The organism is Deltaproteobacteria bacterium (assembly GCA_013151235.1).
Taxonomy (GTDB): Bacteria; CG2-30-53-67; CG2-30-53-67; order CG2-30-53-67; family CG2-30-53-67; genus JAADIO01.
On record JAADIO010000016.1, the window covers coordinates 1 to 25,719 of the forward strand.

24 protein-coding genes are annotated in these 25,719 nt (G+C 55.9%); 11 read left to right on the forward strand and 13 right to left on the reverse strand.

Going from position 1 to position 25,719, the window contains the following annotated elements; all coding sequences use genetic code 11:
- Positions 1-209: AAA family ATPase (locus GXP58_02790; GenBank protein NOY52529.1), on the reverse strand; the 209-nt coding region annotated here is incomplete at its 3' end.
- Positions 210-610: 401 nt separating this feature from the next.
- Between GXP58_02790 and polA the strand changes: the two genes are divergently transcribed.
- From polA to GXP58_02830, 8 genes are all read left to right on the forward strand, one after another.
- Complete coding sequence (gene polA, locus GXP58_02795; protein NOY52530.1) at positions 611-3,277, forward strand: DNA polymerase I; 2,667 nt, start codon at positions 611-613, stop codon at positions 3,275-3,277.
- A 93-nt stretch (positions 3,278-3,370) separates the two neighbouring features.
- Positions 3,371-3,895 carry an ATP-dependent protease subunit HslV gene (gene hslV, locus GXP58_02800; GenBank protein ID NOY52531.1) on the forward strand — a complete coding sequence of 175 codons (525 nt, stop codon included), beginning with the start codon at positions 3,371-3,373 and terminating at the stop codon, positions 3,893-3,895.
- Between the two features lie 190 nt (positions 3,896-4,085).
- On the forward strand, positions 4,086-5,453 hold the full coding sequence (gene hslU / locus GXP58_02805) for an ATP-dependent protease ATPase subunit HslU (protein ID NOY52532.1): 1,368 nt from the start codon (positions 4,086-4,088) through the stop codon (positions 5,451-5,453).
- A gap of 53 nt (positions 5,454-5,506) precedes the next feature.
- A complete protein-coding gene (gene argB / locus GXP58_02810) occupies positions 5,507-6,391 on the forward strand; it encodes an acetylglutamate kinase (protein ID NOY52533.1) in 885 nt (294 codons plus the stop codon).
- Between the two features lie 13 nt (positions 6,392-6,404).
- Positions 6,405-7,595, forward strand: a complete 1,191-nt coding sequence (locus GXP58_02815) for an aspartate aminotransferase family protein (GenBank protein ID NOY52534.1) — start codon at positions 6,405-6,407, stop codon at positions 7,593-7,595.
- A gap of 53 nt (positions 7,596-7,648) precedes the next feature.
- On the forward strand, positions 7,649-8,581 hold the full coding sequence (gene argF, locus GXP58_02820) for an ornithine carbamoyltransferase (protein ID NOY52535.1): 933 nt from the start codon (positions 7,649-7,651) through the stop codon (positions 8,579-8,581).
- Positions 8,578-9,792, forward strand: a complete 1,215-nt coding sequence (locus GXP58_02825; GenBank protein NOY52536.1) for an argininosuccinate synthase — start codon at positions 8,578-8,580, stop codon at positions 9,790-9,792. The genes argF and GXP58_02825 overlap by 4 nt, the downstream gene beginning before the upstream one ends.
- Positions 9,789-9,971, forward strand: coding sequence for a hypothetical protein (locus tag GXP58_02830; protein ID NOY52537.1), 183 nt, complete (start codon positions 9,789-9,791; stop codon positions 9,969-9,971). Before GXP58_02825 ends, GXP58_02830 begins: the two co-directional genes overlap by 4 nt.
- A gap of 217 nt (positions 9,972-10,188) precedes the next feature.
- Here the strand turns inward: GXP58_02830 and GXP58_02835 are convergent, their stop codons facing one another.
- The 9 genes from GXP58_02835 to guaB form a co-directional block, all read right to left on the reverse strand.
- Positions 10,189-10,578, reverse strand: a complete 390-nt coding sequence (locus tag GXP58_02835; GenBank protein ID NOY52538.1) for a hypothetical protein — start codon at positions 10,576-10,578, stop codon at positions 10,189-10,191.
- Between the two features lie 164 nt (positions 10,579-10,742).
- Positions 10,743-11,405 carry a hypothetical protein gene (locus GXP58_02840; GenBank protein NOY52539.1) on the reverse strand — a complete coding sequence of 221 codons (663 nt, stop codon included), beginning with the start codon at positions 11,403-11,405 and terminating at the stop codon, positions 10,743-10,745.
- A gap of 89 nt (positions 11,406-11,494) precedes the next feature.
- Positions 11,495-12,634 (reverse strand): class I SAM-dependent RNA methyltransferase, encoded by a 1,140-nt coding sequence (locus GXP58_02845; GenBank protein NOY52540.1) that lies wholly within the window; start codon positions 12,632-12,634, stop codon positions 11,495-11,497.
- Positions 12,634-13,614 (reverse strand): DUF2232 domain-containing protein, encoded by a 981-nt coding sequence (locus GXP58_02850; GenBank protein ID NOY52541.1) that lies wholly within the window; start codon positions 13,612-13,614, stop codon positions 12,634-12,636. Before GXP58_02850 ends, GXP58_02845 begins: the two co-directional genes overlap by 1 nt.
- Before the next feature lie 6 nt (positions 13,615-13,620).
- Positions 13,621-14,493, reverse strand: coding sequence for a peptide chain release factor N(5)-glutamine methyltransferase (gene prmC / locus GXP58_02855; GenBank protein ID NOY52542.1), 873 nt, complete (start codon positions 14,491-14,493; stop codon positions 13,621-13,623).
- A gap of 19 nt (positions 14,494-14,512) precedes the next feature.
- A complete protein-coding gene (gene prfA / locus GXP58_02860; GenBank protein ID NOY52543.1) occupies positions 14,513-15,580 on the reverse strand; it encodes a peptide chain release factor 1 in 1,068 nt (355 codons plus the stop codon).
- Positions 15,581-15,820: 240 nt separating this feature from the next.
- The gene (gene rpmE / locus GXP58_02865; GenBank protein NOY52544.1) at positions 15,821-16,021 is read right to left on the reverse strand and encodes a 50S ribosomal protein L31; all 201 of its coding nucleotides are present in this window, start codon (positions 16,019-16,021) and stop codon (positions 15,821-15,823) included.
- A gap of 110 nt (positions 16,022-16,131) precedes the next feature.
- Positions 16,132-17,679: a glutamine-hydrolyzing GMP synthase gene (gene guaA / locus GXP58_02870; protein ID NOY52545.1), complete on the reverse strand. Its 1,548-nt coding sequence runs from the start codon at positions 17,677-17,679 to the stop codon at positions 16,132-16,134.
- A 247-nt stretch (positions 17,680-17,926) separates the two neighbouring features.
- On the reverse strand, positions 17,927-19,393 hold the full coding sequence (guaB, locus tag GXP58_02875; protein ID NOY52546.1) for an IMP dehydrogenase: 1,467 nt from the start codon (positions 19,391-19,393) through the stop codon (positions 17,927-17,929).
- Positions 19,394-19,754: 361 nt separating this feature from the next.
- Between guaB and ileS the strand changes: the two genes are divergently transcribed.
- The 3 genes from ileS to lgt all read left to right on the forward strand — a co-directional run bounded on the left by ileS (position 19,755) and on the right by lgt (position 23,938).
- Complete coding sequence (gene ileS, locus GXP58_02880) at positions 19,755-22,556, forward strand: isoleucine--tRNA ligase (GenBank protein NOY52547.1); 2,802 nt, start codon at positions 19,755-19,757, stop codon at positions 22,554-22,556.
- A 90-nt stretch (positions 22,557-22,646) separates the two neighbouring features.
- Positions 22,647-23,150, forward strand: a complete 504-nt coding sequence (gene lspA, locus GXP58_02885; GenBank protein ID NOY52548.1) for a signal peptidase II — start codon at positions 22,647-22,649, stop codon at positions 23,148-23,150.
- The gene (gene lgt, locus GXP58_02890; GenBank protein NOY52549.1) at positions 23,150-23,938 is read left to right on the forward strand and encodes a prolipoprotein diacylglyceryl transferase; all 789 of its coding nucleotides are present in this window, start codon (positions 23,150-23,152) and stop codon (positions 23,936-23,938) included. The genes lspA and lgt overlap by 1 nt, the downstream gene beginning before the upstream one ends.
- 178 nt (positions 23,939-24,116) lie before the next feature.
- Here lgt and GXP58_02895 read toward each other — a convergent pair whose 3' ends face one another.
- The 3 genes from GXP58_02895 to GXP58_02905 are packed head-to-tail and all read right to left on the reverse strand — an operon-like array spanning position 24,117 to position 25,596.
- Positions 24,117-24,326: a HigA family addiction module antidote protein gene (locus GXP58_02895; GenBank protein NOY52550.1), complete on the reverse strand. Its 210-nt coding sequence runs from the start codon at positions 24,324-24,326 to the stop codon at positions 24,117-24,119.
- 9 nt (positions 24,327-24,335) lie between these two features.
- Entirely contained in the window at positions 24,336-24,596 is a 261-nt protein-coding gene (locus tag GXP58_02900) for a hypothetical protein (GenBank protein NOY52551.1), read from the reverse strand.
- A gap of 31 nt (positions 24,597-24,627) precedes the next feature.
- Positions 24,628-25,596 carry a hypothetical protein gene (locus GXP58_02905; GenBank protein ID NOY52552.1) on the reverse strand — a complete coding sequence of 323 codons (969 nt, stop codon included), beginning with the start codon at positions 25,594-25,596 and terminating at the stop codon, positions 24,628-24,630.
- Between the last annotated feature and the right edge of the window lie 123 nt (positions 25,597-25,719).

Genomic DNA, 25,719 nt, shown 5'->3' on the forward strand with positions numbered 1-25,719 from the left:
AAGAGTTCGGGGCATTGTTGTGCCTCATCGAGGATGAAATGCCTTTGCAATCTGTTGAGGGCATCCTGAGGATCCTGGGAAACCCGCGCCAGATCGGACGGCTTTTCCAGATCCAGGTATTCCCAGCCGGTCAGGGCGGACCTGATGAAGGTGGTCTTGCCGCATTGCCGCGGTCCGAGGACACAGACGATGGGAAAGGTTTTCAACAACCGACGCAGACGTCCTGTGAAGTGCCGCTCAATCATATATGCATTATAGAATTGAAATTTCTAATTTGCAACCATTTATTTGGTGCCCCGACACAGCGGAAGCGGAGCTCCCCTATCTCTCCGGGAACCCTTGAATAATACTTCTCTTTTCGTAACTACACAGGTCACCTCTCTTTTTCCGCATGACTGCGTTATTGCGGTGCTCAAATCCTCGACGTATGAAAAATACGCCTCCGGTTTTGCGCTCCTTACGCCTTGTCCTGCGGAGAAATAGAAGCAACCTGAGCAGTTACCTCTTTTCAAGATTCCAATCTTCTCCTTGAAAATCGGGAAGGGTTCCGATATGTTCTGCAATATCATCCGTCAATCCCGTGAATAATCCGTACGTCGGAGACCGGTTCATGCCGAAGTCTGAAACCCTCTACCTGATCGACGGGAGTTCCTACATCTACCGCGCTTTCTACGCCATCCGGAATCTCTCCAATTCGCAGGGAATGCCGACGAACGCCGTCTACGGCTTTACCCGGATGCTGATGAAGGTGATTGCCGAGAAGAAGCCCGACTATGTAGCCGTTGCCTTTGATGCGAAGGGCCCCACCTTTCGACACGAGTTCTATCCCGAGTACAAGGCGAACCGCCCGACCATGCCCGAAGAGCTGCAACCCCAGATCCCTTATATCAAAAGGATGGTGGAAGGGTTTGCCATCCCTTCCATCGAGCGGGAGGGGGTCGAGGCCGATGATCTCCTGGGAACCCTGGCCCGGATCGGAGAGGAAAAGGGACTGGAGGTGGTTCTCGTCTCCGGGGACAAAGACCTCCTCCAGCTGGTCACCCCGAAGGTCCGTGTCTACGATACGATGAAGGAAAAGGTCTTCCGTGAGGAGGAAGTAAAGGAAAAGTTCGGTGTGGAGCCTGCCCGGGTGATCGAGGTGATGGCCCTCATGGGGGATTCCTCGGACAATGTGCCGGGAATCCCGGGGGTCGGGCCGAAAACGGCGGTCAAGTTGATTCAACAATATCACGACGTGGAGGGAGTCCTGGCGGAGGCCGGATCGATCCGGGGGAAGATGGGGGAGAAGATCCGGGAGAATGCGGAATTGGCCCGGATCAGCCGGAAACTGGTCACCATCGACACCGCTCTGCCCGTCGATCTTGACCTCAATGCCTTCCGTTATACCGAACCGAAATTAGAAGATCTCATGGACCTCCTTCGCGAGCTGGAATTTACAACGCTCCTGCAGGAATTTTCCGGAGGGGGCAAGAGGAAGCAGAAGGAGTACCGGACGATCCTCGACCGGAAGGACCTCGACACCTTCCTGGCCCGCATCCGAAAGGAGAAGGAGGTCTCCTTTGATCTGGAAACGACGGCGCTTGATCCGATGCGGGCGAAGATCGTCGGGGTCTCATTCTCCGTACAGGAGGATGAGGGGGTCTATGTTCCGGTGGCCCATACCGTTGACGCACCACAACAACTTTCCCTGCAGGAGGTTCTGGAGACGCTGGCTCCTCTCCTGACCGATCCTTCCATCCGGAAGATCGGGCAGAACATCAAGTATGACCTGCTGGTCCTGGCAAATGCCGGGGTGGAGCTTTCCGGGATCTATTTCGACACCATGGTTGCCTCCTACCTGATCAACCCCTCCCGGACGACGCACAATCTGAACGATCTCGCCCTGACCTATCTTAATCACAAGATGATTACCTATAAAGAAGTGACCGGTACGGGAAAGAAGGCGATCGGTTTTGCCGAGGTCCCGGTCGAGCAGGCGACGGACTATGCCGCGGAGGACGCCGAGATCACCTACACCCTTTATCAGCGGCTGGAGCCGATGCTTTCCGAGAACAATCTTGAAACCCTCTTTCACGAGATCGAAATGCCGCTGATTCCCGTCCTGGCAAGGATGGAGCGGGCCGGGGTGAAGGTGGACGCCGATTTTTTGGCCTCCATGTCCGGTGAGATCCGAACGGATCTCGACCGCCTGATTACGAAGATCTATGATTTGGCCGGTGAGGAGTTCAACATCAACTCCACACAGCAGCTTGCCCGGATTCTCTTCGAAAAACAAGGGATCAAACCGATCAAGAAAACCAAGACCGGGTATTCGACCAACATGGAGGTCCTGCAACAGCTTGCCGGGGAACATGAACTGCCCCGAGAGATCCTGGAGTACCGATCCCTGGCCAAGTTGAAATCGACCTATATCGATGCACTGCCCAGGCTGATTCATCCCGAAACGGGCCGGGTCCATACCTCCTTCAACCAGACGGTGACGGCTACCGGGCGGCTTTCCAGCTCAGATCCGAATCTTCAGAACATCCCGATCCGGACCCCGCTCGGGAAAAAGATCCGGGAGGCCTTTGTCGCAGAGCCGGGGCATATGCTCGTCTCCGCCGACTACTCGCAGGTGGAGCTTCGGATCCTGGCCCATCTCTCGGGAGATCCGACCCTGATCGACGCCTTTCAAAAGAACGAGGATATCCATACAAGGACGGCGGCGGAGATCTTTGACCTTCCGCCGGAACGCGTAACGGAAGAGATGCGCCGGGATGCCAAGACGGTCAACTTCGGGATCATCTACGGTATGGGGCGGTACGGACTTTCCCGGCAGTTGGAGATCCCTGTCTACGAGGCGGAGCGATATATTGAAAGTTATTTTGCCCGTTATCCCGGTGTCAAGGCCTACCAGGACCGATTACTGGAAGAGGCCCGGAAGACCGGTTACGTGACCACTCTCATGAACCGCCGCCGGCCCATTCCGGAACTGGCCGGATCGAACAAAAACCGTATCGCCATGGGAGAACGGACGGCGATCAATACGCCGATCCAGGGGAGTGCCGCCGACATCATCAAGGTGGCCATGATCCGGATCGATGAAACCCTCCGGCGGGAGAAGATGCAGGCAAGAATGATCCTCCAGATCCATGATGAACTGATTCTCGAGGTTCCCGAAAACGAACTGGATCGGGCCGGAACCATGCTACGGGAGGGGATGGAGGGGGTGGTTAACCTGAAGGTGCCGCTGCGGGTCGATCTGGGGGTGGGGAAAAACTGGCGCGACGCACATTGACATTTGCCGGAAAATCTGAAAGAATATTTATTTCCGGAAAGATTTCCCCGGCCCACAATCTGGAGCCGGGATTTTCTGTTACAGGAGGGATAGGTGAGAGGAACAACGATTTTGTCGGTCCGAAAGGACGGTCGGGTGGCGCTGGCCGGAGACGGACAGGTGACCGTGGGAAACACCATCCTTAAACAGAGGGCGAAAAAGATCCGGCGGCTCTACAAGGACCGGGTTCTCGTCGGCTTTGCCGGGGCCACGGCCGATGCCTTTACCCTTTTTGAAAAGTTTGAGGCCAAGCTCGATCAGTATAGCGGGAACCTGACCCGCTCCGCCGTGGAGCTGGCCAAGGACTGGCGAACGGACCGTATCCTGCGAAAGTTGGAGGCGATGATGATTGCCGTCGACCGGGATCATTCCTTTATCCTCTCCGGCAACGGTGACGTGGTGGAGCCCGATGACGGGATCGTGGCCATCGGTTCCGGCGGTGCTTACGCCCAGGCGGCGGCGAGGGCCCTGGTGCGGCACACCGAACTCACGGTGTCGGAGATCGTGAAGGAGGGGATGACCATCGCCGCGGGCATCTGTATTTATACCAATGAAGAGATTACCGTAGAGGAACTCTGATGGCTTCGTAAAAAGTTCGTCTGCTGCGTTTATCAGGTTTTGCTTTCATTGCGACGTACAAAAAAGTACGTCTCACTCATCAAAACCTTCGCGCCTTGCATCCGCAACTTTTTACTTTGCCGTCTCATATGTAGACTTCTTGTGACACCATTAACCTTGGGGACAGGAAACAGAGGAAGGTGAAGAAAATATGTCGGAATTGACCCCCAGGCAGATTGTTGCCGAGTTGGATAAATATATTATCGGGCAGGCGGATGCGAAGCGGGCCGTGGCGATCGCCATCCGGGACCGGTGGCGAAGGCTCCAGCTTCCCGAAGAGCTGCGGGAGGAGGTCCTCCCCAAGAACATTATCATGATCGGTCCCACCGGTGTCGGAAAGACGGAGATCTCCCGCCGCCTCGCGACACTCACGAAGGCGCCCTTCATCAAGGTGGAGGCCTCGAAATATACCGAGGTCGGCTATGTGGGACGTGACGTCGAATCGATGATCCGGGACCTGACGGAGATCGCCGTCAACATGGTCCGCTCGGAGATGGCCGAGACGGTACGGGAGCAGGCCGTCCGGAACACGGAGGAAAAAATCCTCGATCTCCTGCTTCCCCCCCTGCAGCGCTCCGGCGCCACTTCGGACGGCCGGATCGAGGTGACGGGGGATATGAACGAAGAGGAGCAGCAGGGAAAGACCCGGGAGAAACTGCGGGAGAAATTGCGGGCAGGCAAGCTCGACAGCCGGATGGTCGATATCGAGCAGAGCGAGTCCGCCGGATCCCCGATGGTGGAGATTTTTACCGGTTCCGGAATGGAAGAGTTCAACATCAAGGATATGCTCGGCAATTTTTTCCCTAAGCGGAAGAAGCAGCGCCGGACCACCATTGCCGAGGCCCGCCGGATTCTCGAAGAGGAAGAGGCCCAGCGTCTCGTGGATATGGAAAAGGTGAAAGAGGAGGCCCTCCGGCGGGTTGAGAATTCGGGGATGGTTTTCATCGACGAGATCGACAAGGTGGCCGGCCGCGAGGGGAGCGGTGCCGCCGGTCCTTCGGTTTCACGGGAAGGGGTACAGCGGGATATTCTCCCCATCGTGGAAGGTTCCACGGTAACGACCAAGTACGGGATGGTCCGAACCGATCATATTCTCTTTATCTCCGCCGGGGCCTTCCATGTGGCAAAACCGTCGGACCTGATCCCGGAGTTGCAGGGGCGCTTTCCGATCCGGGTGGAACTGAAGTCCCTCGGCAAAGAGGAATTTATCCGGATCCTGACGGAGCCGAAAAACGCACTCATCAAACAGTACCGGGCAATGCTCAAAACGGAAGGGTTTGATCTGACCTTTTCCGACGATGCCATTGAGGAGATTGCAAAGGTGGCGACGGAGGTCAATGAGCGCTCCGAAAATATCGGTGCACGCAGACTCTATACCATTATCGAACGGCTCCTTTCGGACATCTCTTTTGACGCCCCCGATACCGACCCGAAGGAGGCGGTCATCGACCGAGCCTATGTGCAGCAGGGGCTCAAGGAAATCGTTGGGGACGAGGATCTTTCAAAGTACATCCTGTAGGATCCAAGGGGTCAGGTGGAACCTCACAGACTATTCATCAGAGAGTAAAGGCAATGGAAAAACTCCTTCGGACGGCGGAAGTCCTCATTGAGGCGCTTCCCTATATCCGGAATTTTCAAGGGAAGACCATCGTTATCAAATACGGCGGTAACGCCATGGTCGACGAGGAGCTGAAACGGAACTTCGCCCTTGATGTCATCCTCATGAAATCGGTGGGGATCAACCCGGTGATCGTTCATGGAGGCGGCCCCCAGATCGGGCGGACCATGGAACGGATGGGAAAGATCCCCCGCTTCGTCAACGGCCAACGGGTGACCGATGAAGAGACCATGGATATCGTTCAGATGGTCCTCGGCGGCAAGGTCAACAAGGAGATTGTCTCCCTGATCAACAACAACGGCGGCACGGCTGTGGGCCTCACCGGGAAAGACGGGAAGATGATCCGGGCGAAGAAGCTTGTGGTCACCACACCCTCGCCGGAAACGGGAGCGCCCGAAATCATCGATCTCGGCAAGGTCGGCGAGGTAGAATCGATTGATCCGTCGATTCTCCATGTCATCACCGCGTCGGGCAGCATCCCCGTCATTGCCCCGGTGGGCGAAGGAGAAGGTGGCGACTCCTACAACATCAATGCCGATCTTGTTACCGGGAGCCTGGCCGCCGCCCTGGCCGCGGAAAAACTGATTCTCCTGACCGATGTGGAAGGGATTCGGGACGCCTCGGGTATGCTGGTGCCGACGGCGACGAAAAAGAATGTGGAGCAGATGAAGCAGGAGAAGGTGATTACCTCGGGGATGCTGCCCAAGGTGGAGGCCTGTTTTGAGGCCCTTGCCGGAGGCGTGAAGAAGACCCATATTATTGATGGCCGGATCCGGCACGCCGTGCTTTTAGAGGTCTTTACCAAAGGCGGTGTGGGGACGGAGATTGTTGCCGAATGAAGGAGGAGGCGGGATGGCCTCAGTCCGGGATGATGTCATGAAAATCACGGAAAAATATATTATGGAGACCTACGGCCGTTACCCGGTGACGCTGGTCCGGGGAGAGGGGTGCCGCGTCTGGGACAGTAATGACCGGGAATACATCGATTTTCTCTCCGGTCTGGCCGTCAACAGCCTCGGCCATTGCCACCCGGCCGTTGTGTCGGCGATCCGGGAACAGGCGGGACAGTTGATCCATGTCTCCAATCTCTACCACATTGCGCCCCAGGCGGAGCTGGCGAAGCTGCTTGTGGATCACTCCTTCGCGGGCAAGGCTTTTTTCGCCAATAGTGGCGCTGAAGCGAATGAAGCGGCGATCAAGCTGGCCCGAAAACATGCCAAAGACCGGGGGGAGCCCGACCGGTGTGAGATTGTCTCCATGATCCAGTCCTTCCACGGACGAACCCTGGCGACGGTGACGGCGACCGGGCAGAAGAAGTTTCATCAAGGATTTGAACCGCTGGTGCCGGGTTTTCACTATGTTTCCTTTAATGATATTTCCGCTGTCGAAGCGGTTGTAACGGAGAAAACCTGTGCCGTCCTGGTGGAGCCGGTCCAGGGAGAGGGGGGAATCCATATTGCGGCGGAAGGATATCTGCCGGCCCTGAAAAAGCTCTGCCGCGACCGGGGAGCGCTGCTCATCTTCGATGAGGTACAGTGCGGCATGGGACGGACGGGCAAGTTGTTCGCATACGAACATTTCGATTCCGCCCCCGACATCATGACCCTGGCCAAGGCCCTGGGCGGCGGCGTCCCCATCGGAGCGATGCTGGCAACGGACGAAGTTGCCGGGAGTTTCGTCCCCGGAACCCACGCCTCGACCTTCGGCGGGAATCCCTTGTCCTGTGCGGCCGGTGCAGCCGTGATGAAGACGCTGCTCTCTCCCGGGTTTCTCGATACCGTCAACGCCCGGTCCGGTTACTTTGTAGCCTGTCTGGAGGATCTGAAGCGTCGCCACACCGTGATCCGGGAGATTCGGGCTCTGGGCCTCATGATCGGGGTGGAGCTGGAACTCGATGGGGTGGCGATCGCCCGGGAGTGTCTGGAACGGGGATTCCTGATTAATTGTACAATGGGAAATGTCCTCCGTTTTTTGCCGCCTCTCATCGTTTCTCATGAAGAAATCGACGCCTTGATTGCGCTATTGGATCAGGTCCTGCCGTGAGAATTCCAACTGTGTGATGGGTATGCCGATTGCGGAAAGACAGGGGGTATCGAATGAAAAAAGATCTACTTTCCATTCATGATTTGAGCCGTGAGGAAATCGAACTTATCCTGGAGCGTTCCTCCGACCTGAAACGGAAGCGGAATGAAGGAGTCTCCTATCAGCCCCTTCAGGGGAAATGTCTGGGGATGATCTTCGATAAGTCCTCCACCCGAACCCGGGTCTCCTTTGAGGTGGGAATCTACCAGTTGGGCGGTTATGCCCTTTTCCTGAGCAATCGCGATATCCAGCTCGGGCGGGGGGAGACCATCGCCGATACGGCCCAGGTCCTCTCCCGCTACATCGACGGGATCATGATCCGGACCTACCGGCAGTCCGATGTGGAGGAACTTGCGGCCGTGGCGGACATCCCGGTGATCAACGGGCTGACCGATCTGCTTCACCCGTGCCAGGTCCTGGCCGACCTCTTCACCGTCCAGGAACGGTTCGGATCTTTTGAGGGCTTGAAAGTGGCCTATGTGGGGGATGGGAACAACATGGCGAATTCCTGGCTTTATGCCGCGGCGAAACTGGGCCTCGCGATCTCCATCGGCTGTCCTGAGGGATACGCACCGGATGACGGCGTTCTGTCGGAAGCACGGGAGGACGCCCGCGCCTCGGGTTCCCGCATTGTTGTCACCCACGACCCGGTGGAGGCCGTCACCGATGCACAGGTAATTATTACCGATGTCTGGGCCAGCATGGGACAGGAAGAGGAGTACGAAAAGCGGTTACGGGATTTTGCCGGCTATCAGGTGAATCGGAAACTTGCGGAACATGCCGATCCGACCTATCTTTTCATGCACTGTCTGCCCGCCCATCGCGGTGAAGAGGTGGCCGCGGATGTAATCGACGGGTCCCACTCCATTGTCGTGGATGAGGCGGAAAACCGGTTACATACCCAGAAGGCGGTCATGGAACTTTTGATGGGAGAACAATCAGGATGAGTGAAAAGATCCGAAAGGTGGTCGTCGCCTATTCCGGAGGATTGGATACCTCCGTGATCGTCCGGTGGATCCGGGAGACCTACCGGTGTGACGTGGTAACCTTCACGGCCGACCTCGGTCAGGAGGAGGAATTAGACGGGATCGAGGAGAAGGCGAAAAAGACGGGGGCCGTCAAAGCCGTGATCTCCGATCTTCGGGAGGAGTTCGTCCGGGATTATGTCTTTCCGGCCCTGCAGGCCGATGCCGTCTATGAAGGGCTCTATCTCATGGGGACCTCCCTGGCCCGGCCGTTGATCTCAAAATATCTTGTGGAGATCGCCCGGGCCGAAGGGGCGGACGCCATTGCTCACGGAGCGACGGGGAAAGGAAACGACCAGGTGCGATTTGAGCTCTCCGCCTATGCCTTGAATCCGGAGATCAAGATCGTGGCCCCTTGGCGGGAATGGGACCTCAATTCCCGTGAGGCTCTGATCGCCTATGCCGAAAAGCACGGGATCCCCGTGCCGGTGACCAAGGCCCGCCCCTACAGTACCGACCGGAACCTTTTTCACATCAGTTTCGAAGGGGGAGTATTAGAGGATCCCTGGGAACCGCCGCCCGAGGAGATGTTCGTCCTGACCGTTGCCCCGGAAACCGCCCCCGACGAGGCGGAAAAGATTATCATCGATTTTGAAAACGGGATTCCGACGGCGCTCAATGGCCGGAACCTGTCGCCGGCGGAACTGCTGACTGAAGCGAACCGTCTGGGGGGAAAGCACGGCATCGGTCGCCTTGACATGGTGGAAAACCGTTTCGTCGGGATGAAGGCCCGGGGAGTGTATGAGACACCGGGCGGGACCCTCCTTCATGTCGCCCACCGCGCCATGGAGTCGATTGCCATGGACCGGGAGGTCATGCACCTGCGGGACAGCCTGATCCCGAAATTTGCCGAACTGGTCTATAACGGTTTCTGGTTTTCACCGGAAATGGAGATGCTCTTGAAGACCATCGAACAATCCCAGCGGGGTGTGACCGGCACGGTCCGCCTGAAATTGTACAAAGGAAACTGCATCGTCGAGGGAAGAAAGTCGCCGAACTCCCTCTACAATCCGGAGTTCGCGACCTTTGAGGCCGACGAGGTTTACAACCAGAAGGATGCCGAAGGGTTTATCCGGCTCAACGCCCTCCGGCTCCGAATCCGTAAAATGTTGGAAGAAAGGGAGAGACCATGAAGATCAACGTGGAAAAAGCACTTGTGGAATTTACCCCGGAGACCGATGAGGAAACGGCATCTCTCGAGAAGGTCTGGAATCTGATCGTCGACTGTGTAAAGGCCAACAAGAAACTTGTGCCCGTCGGAGAGTATGTGCCGGCGAAGCGAAAGCTGGCACGGTTTGCCATCGAAGACTGACGGTTTCGTCAAAAGGTCCGTTTGCTTGTTACGCCTTCGGTGTGCCCCGTTTCAGATTAATTTTTGCCGCCGTTGGCGGCCCACACATTAAGGTCTCTTGAGGTTATCAGGTTTTGAGTTCGCTGCGGCGTACAACAAAGTACGTTTCACTTCTCAAAATCTTCGCGCCTTGCATCCGGGCCTTTTGACTGTGCCGTCCCGAGTCGAAAGCAAGAAGCTAAAAACGCCAGCGGACCAGGTCGGCATGCAGGTTCGTCGGTCTCTCCGCTTTTCCGGACCTTCCGGCGTCCGTCTGTAATGTGGGAAGCCCTACGGTAATCCGGTCTTTGTCGATCTCCACCAGGGACCGCGAGGTATCATAGACGCCATAGGCAATTCCCGCCAGCGCCCCGACAAACCCCCCATAGGCCACATTCTCCCAGTGACCACTCTTGTTGTTGGTTGTCAGCAGGAGAAGCCCCCCGAGGAAGGCGCCCGTCAGCGAACCGTATACGGTGTCCCTTAAAACAATCGGCATGGTATCTTCCTCGGCGGCGGCCGGGCGCAGGGGGAGAAGGGTGACAACAAGCATCAGCGCGACGAAAAGTGCAATCATACGATTTTTCATGAATCGTTCTCCTTGCAGAATTCAGGGTTGTTAAGGAAGCTTTGTTGAGACTACAATAATCCCACCCGAAAAATCAAGAGATCTCTGAGTAAAAAAGGGGGAAGGCCGACAACCGTGGAGGCCCTGTGCAGAGCCGACCGGGTTTTATGAACCGCAGGGGGTTCTCAGGGGGTGGAGTGGGGGATCTTTTCCATGGTGATGCAAAAGGGGAGGAGAAAATCCACATCTTCCTTCCCGGCGAAGATCCGTCGGATCCGGAAGGTCAGTTCCTTGGCCTGCCGTGCACCCGGTTCAGGTCGTTTGAAGAGAAGGAGCCCTCGAATATGTTCTCCCGGCTGCAGGGTGATATAGCTTCGTAACAGCATCTTTTCCATTCCATCCAGCCGATGTTCGCTTCCCGGAGTGCCGTAAAGGGCTTGATAGAAATCATCATATTCAAGCTGAAAGAGAGGCCACCCCTCAAGCATGAGGGAAAATGCGGCCGAGGGGTTGAAACTGATTGCACCGTTTGAGCGATTTTCCATGATGAGGTAGAAGGCAATCGGTTCCTTGTGTTTCGGGTAGAGCCCGGCAAAGGGGTTGTCGAAATTCCACCGGCGGTCAATGTCCGAAGGAACATCAAGAGTCGCAAAGGGAAGAGGCATCAACGCTCCCCATATTCCGTGGCCTTCGAAGGTGACGGCCTTCCCGGAGGGATCAAGATGTGAGGCCGGCTCCGGAGCGGGAGTGACCGACATCCGGTAGAGGCGTGCATCGGTTTTGCAGCCGGTTGCAGCGATCATGAAGAGAAGAGCAATCAATAGATCACGGAACAAGGTTGTTTTCATAATGCATAAATATGCATTGAATCGGTATCATGGTCAAGAGGAAAAACGACCGGACTTCCCCCGATTTTCCAGATGGGGAACAACATCTCTCAATACATCTCATATTTGACCAGTCGCCCTTCCAGTCCGCCGTTCTTCAGCGGTTTCTTCCAGGAAGGCTTGAGCCCGATTTTCTTGATCATTTCCCGGTTGCCGAAGTAGAGATAGGCGCTGGTGCCCCGGCAGCGCTGCTTCAGAAAATCCCCGAACTCTTTGTAAAAATTTCCCAGGTCTGATTCCTTCCCGAGGCGGATGCCGTAAGGAGGATTGCAGACGAGGACAGCGTTCCGGATCTCTTCGATCTTGCGAAAATCACGACAGCGAAGATCGACCCCTTCATGGCCGGGGAGCGTCACCAGGTTCTTTCGTGTCGCCGCAACGGCCTGTTTTGAACGGTCCCCGGCAAAGATCAACCCCGGCGGCAAGGGCCGAATTTTCCTGTCCATCTCCGCCTTTATTTTTCCCCATGCGGCCGTCTCGAACTCGGGGAGGGACGCAAAACCGAAGTGCTTTCGCAGAAAACCGGCCGGAATCCGGCAGTAGGCCATCAAGGCCTCGGTGATCAGGGTCCCGGAACCGCACATGGGATCGTAAAGCGCCCGCTCTCCCTCCCAGCCCGACATCCGGATGATCGCCGCCGCCACCGTCTCCTGCATGGGCGCCTCCACCGAGGCCTTCCGGTAACCCCGACGGTGAAGAGATCCGCCGGAGGTGTCGAGGCTGATCGTCGCCCGGTTCCGGTGGATGTGCAGGCTGAACCAGACGTCCGGAGTTTTGGTCTCGACATCGGGCCGTCTGCCGCAGGTCTCCCGGAAAAAATCGGCAATTGCGTCCTTCAAACAGAGGGCTGCATACCGGGAGTGACGGATACGGCTGTCCGAGACATTTGCAAAGACGGCAAAGGTCTCATCGGGGGAGAGGAAATCGGACCATCGGATCGACCCGGCCGTCTTGCGAAGATACTTCGGGCTGTGACAGTCGAAGGTGAGAAGGGGCGCCAGGATCCGGGTGATTATGCGTGCGCCGTAGTTGATCCGGAAAAGATCGGCTGTATCCGCCTTGAAATAGATCCCCCGGTAGGCCGGTTGGATTTCCCGGGCGCCCAGCGCCGCAATCTCCCGGCTTCCCGCGTCTTCCAGACCATCGGCGATCTGAGCGAAGTAGCGGTGAGTTTTCCGATAGGTGTACATCATTTCTCTTTTGCCGCCGCCCGCTGCCGGAAATGGAACCAGGTTTCGAAGAGTCCGGCACCACAGAGAAGAAGGATCAGGGTTGGCTGCAGAAGAAAAATGATATAGATTACACCCTTGACGATTCTCGGCAGGCGGGTCCGCTGGAGAAAGAAGGTGAGGATCCCGTATCCCTGGATCAGGTAGGCCAGCAGGAAGATAAGGGCGATGTTGAGCCCCACCCATTTCAGGTACGGGATCTTCAGAAGATAGAGCATCCCCGAGAGGATAAGTCCCCAGACCCAGCCGAAGGGAATCGTCAGTTCCTCCAGGGGGGGGACATGGGAGCGATCGAGTCCGAGGTACCCCGCCAGGTGCAGGGGGACCAGCAGGTTCAGGCAGACGATGGAGAAAGCATTCATGAAGATCAGGGCCGGATAGGCGACCTTCACGAAGGCGATCATCCCCTTCAGCCCCTGTTCATACTGCATCTTCTGCTCCGGTGTGAGTTGAAACCGACGGGCATTCTCCTGCGCGGCCAGCCGCAGGGATTCGCTCCCTTTGGCGAGAAGGGCGGAAAAATCCATCCCGGAATAGGAGAGGTAAACGGCCCCGGCGGCAATGATCAGAAGGGTAGAGACCAGGGAGGTTGAGTAGAGCAGTCCCATGGCAGGGATTTTTTTCCGTAGTCCGTCGCCCAGCAGAATACCGACCACGGCAAACTGCGTCACGAAGATCAGCAGGACCGGAAGATTAAAGAGAAGAAGAATGAAGCCGGCACTCAGGGCCGCAACAGCCACCCCCAGGGGATTGCCGTAGCGCCAGGTGGTGAGAACGAGAAAAATAGGGGAGAGGATCATCGGAAGGATGGCCAGGAAAAAGAAGGCCGGCGAGATCTCCACCACCAGGAAGGCGGAGAAAAAGAACGTGGTTCCCAGAACGGCCTGAGGCAGCCAGGTGCGGGGAGAGGCAAAGATCTTCTGGAAATAGGGATGACCCATCCGCTTTCAACCTCCACGGACGGCAAAGGCCATCCGTTCCCATCCGGCAAGATCTTGGACGACTTCAATCGTATGGAACCCGCCGGCATTTTTCAGCAGATCCCGTACCTTCGCCCCCTGCCCCTCACCGATTTCCAGGGCCAATCGCCCCCCCGGCCGGAGAAGGGTTCCGGCCTCCCGAATCATCCTTTCAATCAGAGACAGTCCGTCCGGTCCGGCAAAAAGGGCGGCATGAGGTTCGTAGTCTCGGACCTCCGGCTGAAGCTGTTCCCGCGTCGTCTCGGGAACATAAGGAAGATTTGCAACGATCAAATCCGCCCGGTATTCGACCGTTAAAGCCGACAACAGATTTCCCCGAAGTGCCTGGAACCGGTCCGACACACGATGGCGTGCCGCATTTGTGCAGGCCACACGGAGCGCTTCTCCGGCAAGGTCGATGGCCAGGACTGTTGCTCCGGGTCTTTCACAGAGGAGGGTCACGGCGATACAACCGCTGCCGGTGCCGACATCGATAGTCCGGCGAAGGCAATCGGTGCGCTTTAAGATCTCTTCGACGAAGAGCTCCGTTTCCGGCCGGGGAATCAGCACATCCGGATTGACCGTAAAGGATCGGCCGAAGAATGAGACCTCCCCTTCAATATATTGCAGCGGTTCCCGTTTCCCGCGGCGTTCCAGCAGAGACCGGTAACGGTCCTCTTCTTCAACCGATAAGGATGGACCCTCCAGATAGAGGGAGAGCCGGGGTCTTCGAAGGACAAAGGCAAGCAGTTCTTCAGCATCATGATGCGGGTTCGGTACCCCGAGATTGCGGAGATAGGATGCTCCCCGGGAGAGAAGATCACAGAGCAGCACCTGACTACTTCGCACAGCGGCCGGCATCGATATATTCCTTCCCTGATCAGGCCTCTTTCAAAGCCTCCGCTTCCATGGTTGTCGTCAAGACATCGATCATTTCATCAAGCCCCCCTTCCAGGATCGCCTCCAGCTTGTGCAGGGTCAGCCCGATCCGATGATCGGTCACCCGGTTCTGGGGAAAGTTGTAGGTACGGATCCGTTCACTCCTGTCCCCGCTTCCCACCTGAGACTTACGGTTCCGGGCGATTTCATCCTCCTGCTCCGCCTGAAGCCGGTCCAAGAGCCGTGCCCGGAGGACTTTCAGCGCCTTGGCCTTGTTCTTCAACTGGGATTTCTCGTCCTGGCAGATCACCACTAACCCCGAGGGGAGATGGGTCACCCGGACGGCGGAATCGGTTGTATTTACGCTCTGGCCCCCGGGTCCGGAGGAGCGGAAGACGTCGATCTTCAAGTCGCTGGAATTGATTTCCACCTCTACCTCTTCCGCTTCGGGCAGGACCGCAACGGTGACGGCCGAGGTATGGATGCGGCCGCCCGTCTCGGTGACGGGAATCCGCTGTACCCGGTGGACGCCGCTTTCATATTTCAGACGGCTGTAGGCTCCGTGCCCCTCGATGAGGGCGATAATCTCTTTCAGACCTCCGACGCCCGTTGGGTTGCTGTTCATGATCTCCACACGCCAGCCGGCATTTTCCGCATATCGACTGTACATCCGGAAGAGATCCGCCGCAAAAAGGGCCGCCTCTTCACCCCCGGTTCCGGCGCGAATTTCCAGAAATATATTCTTGTCATCATTCGGATCCTTAGGCAGAAGGAGCAGTTTCAGTTCTTTTTCCAGCGTTTCCTGCCGACCTTGAAGTTCTCCGATCTCGAGTTCCGCCATCTCCGTCATTTCCGCATCGCCCCCGGACTCCGCAAGAACCTCTTTTGCTGCGGCAAGATCATCAAGGACCTTCCGATAGGCCCGGTATTTTTCGACAATCCCCGTAAGCCTTGAATGCTCTTTGGCCAGCGGCTGAAACTGTTTCTGATCGGAAATCACCTCCGGGTCACTCATTTTTCGTGTGATCTCATCGTATCTGCTTTCCACTTCTTTGAGTTTTTCCAACATAGCGTAACTCTTATTCGTTGTCTTTTCCGGGTCGGAGATTTTATCGAGAAAAGTCAATCCCGACAAGGAACGTGTATGCAGCAAGGAAGAAGGCTTATGCCTGCACTTGAAGGACGGACACTTTGCAAAGAAGAGTCCGACGATGGATCTTCAAAAAGGAAAGCAGCTAACGACCGGGAAGGATCCGTGGAATCATGGATGGTACCGGAAACGAAAGATATCCTCAGGTTGCGGAAAATATTACTTCAAGCCGTATTTCTTCTTGAACTTTTCCACGCGACCTTCCGTATCGACGATTTTCTGCTGTCCTGTATAGAAAGGATGGCAGTTGGAGCAGATCTCAACCTTCAGGTCTTTCTGGGTGGATCGTGTTTCAATAACGTTCCCGCAGGTACAGGTAATCGTCGTCTCTTCGTACTTCGGATGGATCTTGTCTTTCATTTTCAAGCCCTTTCATGAACATCTAAAATCTGCATTATAGGCTTTCAGAGGGAAAAATCAAGAAGAAAATGATGTTCGAATTGAAAGAGTCCCTGCTACCAGGATCGGAATCACTCCCACTCAATGGTGCCGGGGGGCTTGGAGGAGATGTCGTAGGTAACACGGTTGACGCCCTGGACCTCGTTGATAATCCGGTTGGAGATCCGGGAGAGCAGGTCGTAGGGGAGCTGGACCCAGTCAGCAGTCATGCCGTCCTTGCTATTCACGGCACGAATGGCGATGACATGATCGTAAGTTCGTTCGTCACCCATAACACCGACCGTCTTAATCGGGAGCAGAACGGCAAAGGACTGCCATATCTCCCGGTAGAGACCGGCCCCCTTGATCTCTTCGATCACAATCGCATCCGCCCGGCGGAGGATGGAGAGACGTTCCGCTGTGATCTCCCCCAAAATCCGGATTGCCAACCCCGGACCGGGGAATGGCTGGCGGTAGATGATGTCCGACGGGAGGGAGAGTTCCACTCCGACAAGACGAACCTCGTCCTTGAAGAGTTCCCGGAAGGGTTCGACAAGTTTCAGTTTCATCCGTTCCGGAAGCCCGCCCACATTGTGGTGGCTTTTTATCGTTGCAGACGGCCCCTTGAAGGAGATGCTCTCAATCACATCAGGATAGAGTGTCCCCTGCGCCAGGAAATCAACCTGCCCGATTTTGGCGGCCTCTTCCTCGAATATCTGAATAAACTCGTTGCCGATAATCTTCCGCTTCTTCTCCGGATCGGTCACACCGGAGAGTTTTTCGAGAAATCGTTTCGAGGCATCAACAGCCTGCAGGTTGATGTGAAACTCGTCCCGGAAGGTCTTCACCACCTTTTCCGATTCGCCGAGACGCATGAGGCCGTTGTCAACATAGATGCAGGTTAGCCGGTCGCCGATCGCTTTGTGGATCAGTACCGCCGCCACGGAGGAGTCGACGCCGCCGGAAAGGGCGCAGAGAACACGGCCACCTCCGACCCGCTCCCGAATCTCGGCAATGCTCTGTTCCACGAAGGAATGCATCGTCCAGCTTGGTCTGCAACCGCAAATTCGGTAGACGAAATTCTTCAGGATCTCTACCCCGCCGGGAGTATGGACCACCTCGGGGTGGAACTGAAGAGCATAGAATCTGCGTGAGTCATCGGCCATTGCCGCCACAGGCGAATTATTGCTTTCGGCAATTGCTACAAATCCGGCAGGGGGGGAATCAATCCGGTCTCCGTGACTCATCCAGACACGAAGGCTTTCCTCCAACCCTGCAAAGAGATCCCCTCCTCCTTCCTGCCGAACCGTTGCGGCGCCATATTCCCGGCGGGCGGAGGGCGTAACCTCTCCCCCGAGCTGATGCGTCATGAGCTGCATGCCGTAGCAGATCCCGAGGACCGGGATCCCCATCTCGAAGATCCCCCTATCAGGGAGAGGAGCCGACTCTTCCAGGACACTGGAAGGCCCGCCGGAGAGGATCAGGCCGGAAGGAGCAAAGGCCTTGATTTCTTTAAGGGATTCGTTGCAGGGGCGGATCTCGGAGTAAACATGCAGTTCCCGGATTCGCCGGGCGATAAGCTGAGTATACTGGGATCCGAAATCGAGGATCAGAATTTTTTCCTGTTGGCGAGTGGTCATTTATTATCCGGTTCTTCTCCCATTTGTGAACTTAAGATAAGGACTTGAGATTCTCGCTCATAGAAATGTGCAGACCGGGGATCTGCGGTGAAGTTCAGCCCGTCACTGCTCAGGTTGCCCAGCTTCTTTCGCAGGGCAAGACGCGGGGAACGCAGACTCGGAAGCGTAGATATGTAATACGCTGAGGATTCGAGCGCTGCAAAAGTACCGCCATGCGGAAAAAAGAAAGGAAGCTTAGCCGTGAGACTTACTCCATTCGATAATTTGGCGCCTCTTTCGTGATAATCACATCATGGACATGACTCTCACGGAGCCCGGCATTCGTAATCCGGATGAACTCCCCCCGCTCCTGCAGTTCCGGGATCGTCCGGCAACCGGAATAACCCATGCCGGAGCGAAGCCCGCCGACAAGTTGGTAGACACTTTCCGAAAGAGGTCCTTTGTAGGGAACGCGCCCCTCGATCCCCTCGGGGACCAGCTTTTTCACCTCGGATTGATGCTCCTGAAAATAACGATCCTTGCTCCCGGCCTCCATGGCGCCCAGGGATCCCATTCCTCGATAGACCTTGTAACTTCGCCCCTGGAAGAGAATTGTCTCCCCCGGGCTCTCTTCCACCCCGGCGAGGATGCCGCCCATCATGACTGCATTCGCACCGGCCACGATCGCTTTGGTGATATCACCGGAATACTTAATCCCCCCGTCTGCAATGACCGGGACGTCGTGTTTCCGTCCCACGGCGGCACAGTCCATGATGGCCGTAATCTGGGGGACACCGGTCCCCGCCACCACACGGGTTGTGCAGATCGATCCCGGTCCGATCCCCACCTTAACGGTATCGGCACCGGCGGTGATTAGGTCTTCCACCCCTTTTGCCGTGGCCACATTCCCGGCCATCAGATCTACCCCCGGATAGGCGTCCTTGACTGCTCTCACGGTTTGCAGCACCCCCTCGGAGTGGCCGTGGGCCGTATCGACACACAGAATGTCCACACCGGAACCGGTCAGTCTCTCCGCCCGTTCCAGGGCCTCCTCCCCGACACCGATCGCCGCTCCCACCCGGAGGCGCCCGAACTCATCCTTGCAGGCGTGGGGATACTTGATCTTCTTTTCTATATCCTTGATGGTGATGAGACCCTTGAGATTAAAATCATCATCTACGACAAGGAGTTTTTCGATCCGATGCTGATGGAGGATCTTCTTCGCTGACTCCAGATCCGTCCCTTCGGAGGTCGTGACGAGATTTTCCTTCGTCATGACATCGGCAACAGGAAGATCGAGACGAGTTTCGAAACGAAGATCCCGGTTGGTCAGTATCCCGACCAGATGGGTACCGCGGGTAATGGGAATCCCGGAAATCCGGTACTTTTTCATCAGGGCCAGCGCTTCGTGGATTTTCCGGTCCGGTTCGATGGTAATCGGATCGACGATCATGCCGCTTTCCGATTTTTTGACCTTGTCCACCTCCATCGCCTGCCGTTCTACCGACATGGCCTTATGAATCACGGCGATTCCCCCCTCCTGTGCCAAGGCAATCCCCATCCGGGCTTCGGAAACGGTATCCATGGCGGCACTGAGCAGGGGGATGTTCAGACGTATCTTTGCCGTCAGACGCGTCGCAACATCAGTATCCTTGGGAAGCACGTTCGACCGAGCCGGCATTAACAGGACATCATCATAGGTAAGTCCAACACGAATTTCTTCAGGAGAAGTCATGATCATCATACCTTTTGCAACCGGACGGGTTCACGCAAAACCCACCATCATATATTCAAATGTTTCTAAGAGACGAGGAAAATTAACACAGCTTCCCACCTCCGTCAAGGAGGAAATCATCAGAAGTTTCCCCAAAAACAGCCACTTTGCAGGTCCAAGTTTTTGAAAAGAATGAGGAAGATCGTTTTGTAAGGTGTCCGGGGTGTTTTCTGTGAGGTTCACGGAAGTCCTGGGAGGGCTTTTCCCTTGACATCATTCGGCAAGGTTGATATTTTCCGATTCAGTTTAAAAAACAAATTGTTGACGGATTTTTTCCTGATTCACGAACAGTCTCCCTTCATGTAAGGCAGTAGATGCTCCCATGGATTACAAAGATACTCTGAACCTCCCCTCCACAACCTTTCCCATGAAGGCGAACCTGACCCGGCGCGAACCGGAACTTCTCCGCCGATGGGAGGAGATGGATCTCCACGGAAAGATCCTGGAAAAAAACAACGGAAAACCGGTCTTCACCCTTCACGACGGCCCCCCTTACGCCAACGGCAATATCCATATCGGCCATGCCCTGAACAAGATTCTCAAGGACATCATCATCAAGTACAAGAGCATGAAAGGGTACTATGCCGAATATGTTCCCGGCTGGGACTGCCATGGTCTTCCGATCGAACTGCAGGTCGATAAGAAACTCGGATCGAAAAAGAAGGCGATGACCCAGGTCGAGTTCCGGCGCAAGTGCCGGGAGTATGCCGACCGTTTCGTCGGAATCCAGCGGGAGGAGTTCAGGCGGTTGGGAGGCATCGGGGCGTGGGATACTCCCTATCTGACCATGGACTACCGCTACGAGGGGGCGATCATACGGGAGTTCGGCCGGTTCGTTGAACAGGGAGGGGTCTACAAAGGGAAGAAACCGATTCACTGGTGCGCCTCCTGCCGGACGGCCCTGGCCGAGGCCGAGGTGGAGTACGCCGACGAGGAGTCTCCCTCCGTTTATGTCCGGTTTCCTCTGGAAGAGACGGTGGGTGAGCGGATTCCGGCCTTGAGCGGGAAAAAGGTCTTCGTCGTCATCTGGACGACCACCCCCTGGACCCTCCCGGCCAATCTGGCCGTCTGCCTCCATCCCGATTTCACCTATGTTGCCGTGGAGACGGAGAAGGGTGTGCTGATCGTTGCGAAAGAGCGCCTGAAGGTCTGCATGGAAAGCTTCGGGATTGAAGAATGCCCGGTCCTTGCAACCTTTGCCGGGCGTGATCTCGAAGGCTTGCTCGCCCGGCACCCCTTTGAAGAGCGGGATTCCCTCCTCATCGTCGGAGATCACGTGACCCTGGAACAGGGAACCGGCTGTGTTCACACGGCACCGGGCCACGGCGAGGATGATTACAAGATCGGGATGCGATACGATCTTGACGTCTATACCCCGGTCGATGACCGGGGCTGTTTCACCGACGAGGCCGGCCCCTTTGCGGGGCAGTTCGTCTTTAAGGCGAACGGCCCGATCACGGAACTTCTGGCCGAAAGAGGTCATCTCCTGGCCTCGGAGAAGGTGGAACACTCCTATCCTCACTGCTGGAGGTGTAAAAAGCCGATCATTTTCCGGGCCACGGCCCAATGGTTCATCTCCATGGAGGCCAACGATCTTCGAAAACGGACCCTCGATACGATTCGCAATAAGGTCGACTGGATCCCGGCCTGGGGAGAAAACCGGATCTATGCCATGGTGGAGAACCGGCCCGACTGGTGTATCTCCCGGCAGCGGAGCTGGGGGGTTCCCATTGCCGTCTTCCAGTGCAGTGCCTGCGGGGAGTATCTCCTCGATGCCTCCGTGATATACCACGTGGCGGGCCTCGTTGAGAAGGAGGGGGCCGATATCTGGTTCGACCGGGAGGCGAAGGATCTCATGCCGGCCGGGACGGTCTGCCCCAAGTGCGGTGAGGACGATTTTGAAAGGGAGCAGGATATTCTCGACGTCTGGTTCGACTCCGGCGTCAGCCATACCGCCGTGATCGGCGCGCGGGAGGGGCTTTCCTATCCCGCAGATCTCTACCTTGAGGGGAGCGACCAGCACCGGGGGTGGTTTCACAGCGCCCTCCTGACAGCTCTCGGCACCGGGAAGGAAGAACCGTTCCGCGCCGTTCTGACCCACGGCTTCGTGGTCGACGGCAACGGCAAGAAGATGTCCAAGTCGGTCGGCAACGTGATCGCCCCGAAGAGCGTGATTCAGCAGAATGGTGCCGAGATCCTGCGGCTCTGGGTTGCCGCCGAGGACTACCGGGACGATATCAAGATCTCTTCGGAGATCTTAAAAAGAATGGTCGAGGCCTACCGGAAGATCCGGAACACGGCCCGCTTCATCCTGGGGAACTTAAGCGACTTTGATCCCGAAGTCGATGCCGTATCCATAGAAAATATGCCCGAACTCGACCGATGGGCCCTTCATCAACTGAACCGGCTGATCGAACGGGTGGACAACGCCTACGGGCGCTACGCCTTTCACACGATCTACCATACCCTGTACAACTTCTGTACCGTGGAGCTTTCCGCCCGGTATCTGGATATCCTCAAGGATCGGCTCTATGTTCTGAAGGCCGATGCCCCGGGGCGTCGCGCCTCCCAGACGGTTCTCTGCCGGATCATCACGACCCTCACCCGCCTGATGGCGCCGATCCTGAGTTTTACCGCCGAGGAGATCTGGGGAATGATTCCGGGAGGATCGGGGGAGGAATCCGTCTTTTTGAGTGATTTCCCCGCGGCCGACCCCGCTGCCTGCGATGATGAACTGGCCGCCCGCTGGGAGGAGATCTTCACCGTCCGGGGAGAGGTTTCCCGGGCACTCGAAGAGGCGAGGCGGGCCAAGGTGGTGGGACTCTCCCTCGAAGCGGCTGTCGATCTCTATCTTGCGGAAAAATGGAGGGATCGGCTCGCCCCTTATGAGGCACAGCTCCCGGAGATTATGATTGTCTCCGCCGTTACGCTCCATTCCCTGACGGAGACCGCCGCCGAGGCACAGCCCGAAGGGGAAGTCGCTGGAGTGAGGGTCCGGGTACGGCCTGCGGAAGGTGAGAAGTGCGGACGATGCTGGAACTTCAGTTCCACCGTGGGGGAAGATCCCGGTCATCCCGATGTCTGCCGTCGATGTGCAGGAGTTCTGCGGGAATTGGGGGGTTAAAAACTCTACATACTTACGTATCCCCCCTTGCTCCTCTCTTGCAAGTGGGGGTAAGATCATCCATCAAATATTTCAGGCAAAGCGCATTCTATGACCGACTCCCTTAGACGACTCCTCCTCATCGCCCCCCTGACGGTCCTTGTCGATCAGACAAGCAAACATCTCGTCATGACGGGCATGCGCCTCGGTCAGTCGATTCCCCTCCTCAAGGGGTATCTGAGGTTGACCTATATCCGCAATCCCGGCGCCGCCTTCGGATTTCTCTCCACCTCGTCGGAGGCCTTCCGGGTTCCATTTTTCCTCGGCATCTCCTTTCTGGCCATCACCGTCGTATTGATTTTCTACCTGCGAAGCGCACAGGGGAATACGCTGCTCCAGGTCGGACTCTCCCTCGTTCTGGGCGGGGCCGTGGGAAACCTGATCGACCGCTTCCGTTTTCACGAGGTCGTCGACTTCATTGATCTTTATTTTCGGCAATACCACTGGCCGGCCTTCAACGTGGCCGACTCCGCCATCAGCGTCGGGGTGACAATCCTCCTGATCGATGCAGTCCTCACCGGCCGGATGGAAAAACAGAACCCGGAGGGTACCTGATGCATCCTGTCCTTGTCAGTTTCGGTCCTTTCACCCTCCATACCTATGGACTGTTCGTGGCCTCCGCCTTCTTCGCCGCCATTTTCCTCAGCCTTCACGGAGCACGGAAAGAGGGGATCGACCCCGACCGGATGCTCGATTTTGCCTTCTACGTGACACTCGCGGCGATCCTCGGCGCCAGGATCCTTTTCATCATCGTTGAATATCCATACTTCCTGGCGGACCCGATCCGAATCTTCAAGATCTGGGAAGGCGGGCTCGTTTTCTACGGCGGTTTCATCGGGGCGGTGATTGTTGCGATCCTCTACATGAAAAGACATGACATGCCGATCCTCACGGTCGGAGACATCGTGGCGCCCGCCCTCGCCCTCGGTCAGGCGGTCGGACGAATCGGGTGCCTCTCCGCCGGTTGCTGCTACGGCAAGCCGACCTTGCTTCCCTGGGGAATCACCTTCACCGATCCCCGTTCTTTGGTCTCTCCCGACAAACTCGGCATCCCGCTCCACCCCACGCAGCTCTACTCCTCCCTCGGCAACCTCACCCTCTTCTTTTTCCTCCTTTTCATGAGCCGGAGGAAGAAATTTTCCGGCCAGATCCTTCTTCTCTACGGGATCTGCTATCCCCTTCTCCGCTCCTTCATTGAGATCTTCCGGGGCGACCCGCGGGGGAGCCTTTTCGGGGGAATGCTCTCTACTTCGCAGTTTATAAGCGTCATCGTCTTTTTGATCGCTCTGACCTTCTATTTCAAGCTGAGGAAGGGGCATCAGGTGTCAGGCCTTGACAAATGATATAATTTGTTTGAAAAAGAGATGGAACGGAATCCGGAAAACGACTTTTTGCGACTTCATCAAGGTTCGCTATGTGTCATTGTCAGGCACTCTTCTCCAGAACTCTGACCTCCTTCTCAAACTTCTTACCTCTCTTGTCTTTCTCGACTTCAATATCATACTGTGTCTGGAGGTTCAGTCAGAACCGTTCGGACAGGCCGAAATATCTGGACAACCGGAGATCTGTATCTGTGGAAACGGCTCTCTTGCCGTGAACGATCTCATTGATTCTGCGCGGGGGTACACTGATATCCTTCGCCAGACGGTACTGGCTGATACCCATCGGTTTCAGGAATTCTTCAAGTAAAATTTCTCCCGGATGGATCGGTTCCAGTTTTTTCCTGCTCATGACTCTCTCCTAATGATAGTCCGTTATTTCCATATCGTAGGCGTCGCCATTATGCCATCGAAAGCATATTCTCCACTGGACATTGATCCGGATACTGCAACACACTTTTCTGTCCCCCGATAGCCGTTCCAAATGATTCCCCCGCGGGACCCTCAAATCCTCCAACCTCTCCGCCGTATCATTAGTGTCATTTGTCAAGGTCCTGTCCGGCTCGGCACCGGTCGTGTGCCACGATCGGGAAAGAGGGAGAACAAATTTATCGTGACCCATCACATCAAATGGTGTCACACATCAAATGGTGTCAGGCCCTGACAAATGATATAAGCTCCCCGAGCTTTTTGGCTAATTTCTGGTTCCGTTCCATTTCTTTTTCAAACCTCGACACATTGTGACTGACGGCTGTAGGATGGATCCCCCCAAAAAGGTCGGCAATCTCCTGATTGGGCAGACCACAATATTTTTTGACCAGATAGATTGCAACCTTACGGGGAAGATTATTGCGCCCTCCTCTCTGTTCCAGTGAGTTTCTGGAAATACCAAAGAAAGATGAGACAAGCTTCAAGATCTCATCAGCCTGCGGGGCGGTTCGAAACCGTTTCCGTTCGATAATATCGTGGTCAAATTCTTTGCCGGCAAGGGTCTTCTTCGCCTTCTCGACAAACGCTTCACCCCCCAGGATCACTTGCCCAAACAGACCGTCAAAAGGATCTTGCCCCATCGTGCACTGTGCTGTTTTCACAAAGGAACGATACGCTCTTCCGGCCTCATTTTCTTTTGAACTGAAGCGGGACAGGATCCAGCTATACTCCACCCATAAAAACCTTTTCTGCTTATTGACAAATCCCGGATAACTGCTCCACTGATATTCCGATACCTCCTTCACGATCCCTGCACGAACAGGATTCAGGTGGACGTATCGACTCAGTTCCAGGAGATAGCTTTCTTTCTCCACAAGGATCGCTTTGTATCTTCCCTGAAACAGATGGCCGCTGCGATTATATTTTCGATTGACGTATCCGGTATACCGGCTGTTCAGGCCGTGCATCACTTTGAGGAGATTTCCCTGTGGTGTCTCTATGATCAGATGATAGTGGTTCGACATCAGGACATAGCTGTGGATCAGTATACTGTATCGGTGATGATACTCTTCCAGAAAAGAGAGGAACATTTCCCGGTCGGAATCCTTGAAGAAAATCTCTTTCTTCTCATTTCCACGGCTGGTCACATGGTACAAGGCACCTGGATATTCGATACGGAGTGGACGTCCCATGAAATTAATATACCCGCAAATTATGTCATTTGTCAAGGCCTGACACCCAAGCTTTGTGACACCCAAGCTTTGTGACACCCAAGCTTTGCAAATGCGATGGGGATTGTAAATCTAATTCTTTGG

Bases quoted from the DNA above. Each gene is read 5' to 3' on its own strand.
- hslU (NOY52532.1), top strand. From the start codon at position 4,086: ATGTCGGAATTGACCCCCAGGCAGATTGTTGCCGAGTTGGATAAATAT.
- polA (NOY52530.1), top strand. From the start codon at position 611: ATGCCGAAGTCTGAAACCCTCTACCTGATCGACGGGAGTTCCTACATC.
- GXP58_02845 (NOY52540.1), bottom strand. From the start codon at position 12,634: ATGTACACCTATCGGAAAACTCACCGCTACTTCGCTCAGATCGCCGAT.
- GXP58_02895 (NOY52550.1), bottom strand. From the start codon at position 24,326: ATGAGCAGGAAAAAACTGGAACCGATCCATCCGGGAGAAATTTTACTT.
- GXP58_02900 (NOY52551.1), bottom strand. From the start codon at position 24,596: ATGGGTCACGATAAATTTGTTCTCCCTCTTTCCCGATCGTGGCACACG.
- prmC (NOY52542.1), bottom strand. From the start codon at position 14,493: ATGCCGGCCGCTGTGCGAAGTAGTCAGGTGCTGCTCTGTGATCTTCTC.
- GXP58_02850 (NOY52541.1), bottom strand. From the start codon at position 13,614: ATGGGTCATCCCTATTTCCAGAAGATCTTTGCCTCTCCCCGCACCTGG.
- GXP58_02815 (NOY52534.1), top strand. From the start codon at position 6,405: ATGGCCTCAGTCCGGGATGATGTCATGAAAATCACGGAAAAATATATT.
- guaA (NOY52545.1), bottom strand. From the start codon at position 17,679: ATGACCACTCGCCAACAGGAAAAAATTCTGATCCTCGATTTCGGATCC.
- argF (NOY52535.1), top strand. From the start codon at position 7,649: ATGAAAAAAGATCTACTTTCCATTCATGATTTGAGCCGTGAGGAAATC.
- rpmE (NOY52544.1), bottom strand. From the start codon at position 16,021: ATGAAAGACAAGATCCATCCGAAGTACGAAGAGACGACGATTACCTGT.
- GXP58_02825 (NOY52536.1), top strand. From the start codon at position 8,578: ATGAGTGAAAAGATCCGAAAGGTGGTCGTCGCCTATTCCGGAGGATTG.
- lgt (NOY52549.1), top strand. From the start codon at position 23,150: ATGCATCCTGTCCTTGTCAGTTTCGGTCCTTTCACCCTCCATACCTAT.
- argB (NOY52533.1), top strand. From the start codon at position 5,507: ATGGAAAAACTCCTTCGGACGGCGGAAGTCCTCATTGAGGCGCTTCCC.
- GXP58_02835 (NOY52538.1), bottom strand. From the start codon at position 10,578: ATGAAAAATCGTATGATTGCACTTTTCGTCGCGCTGATGCTTGTTGTC.
- GXP58_02905 (NOY52552.1), bottom strand. From the start codon at position 25,596: ATGGGACGTCCACTCCGTATCGAATATCCAGGTGCCTTGTACCATGTG.
- lspA (NOY52548.1), top strand. From the start codon at position 22,647: ATGACCGACTCCCTTAGACGACTCCTCCTCATCGCCCCCCTGACGGTC.
- guaB (NOY52546.1), bottom strand. From the start codon at position 19,393: ATGACTTCTCCTGAAGAAATTCGTGTTGGACTTACCTATGATGATGTC.
- ileS (NOY52547.1), top strand. From the start codon at position 19,755: ATGGATTACAAAGATACTCTGAACCTCCCCTCCACAACCTTTCCCATG.
- GXP58_02830 (NOY52537.1), top strand. From the start codon at position 9,789: ATGAAGATCAACGTGGAAAAAGCACTTGTGGAATTTACCCCGGAGACC.
- prfA (NOY52543.1), bottom strand. From the start codon at position 15,580: ATGTTGGAAAAACTCAAAGAAGTGGAAAGCAGATACGATGAGATCACA.
- GXP58_02840 (NOY52539.1), bottom strand. From the start codon at position 11,405: ATGAAAACAACCTTGTTCCGTGATCTATTGATTGCTCTTCTCTTCATG.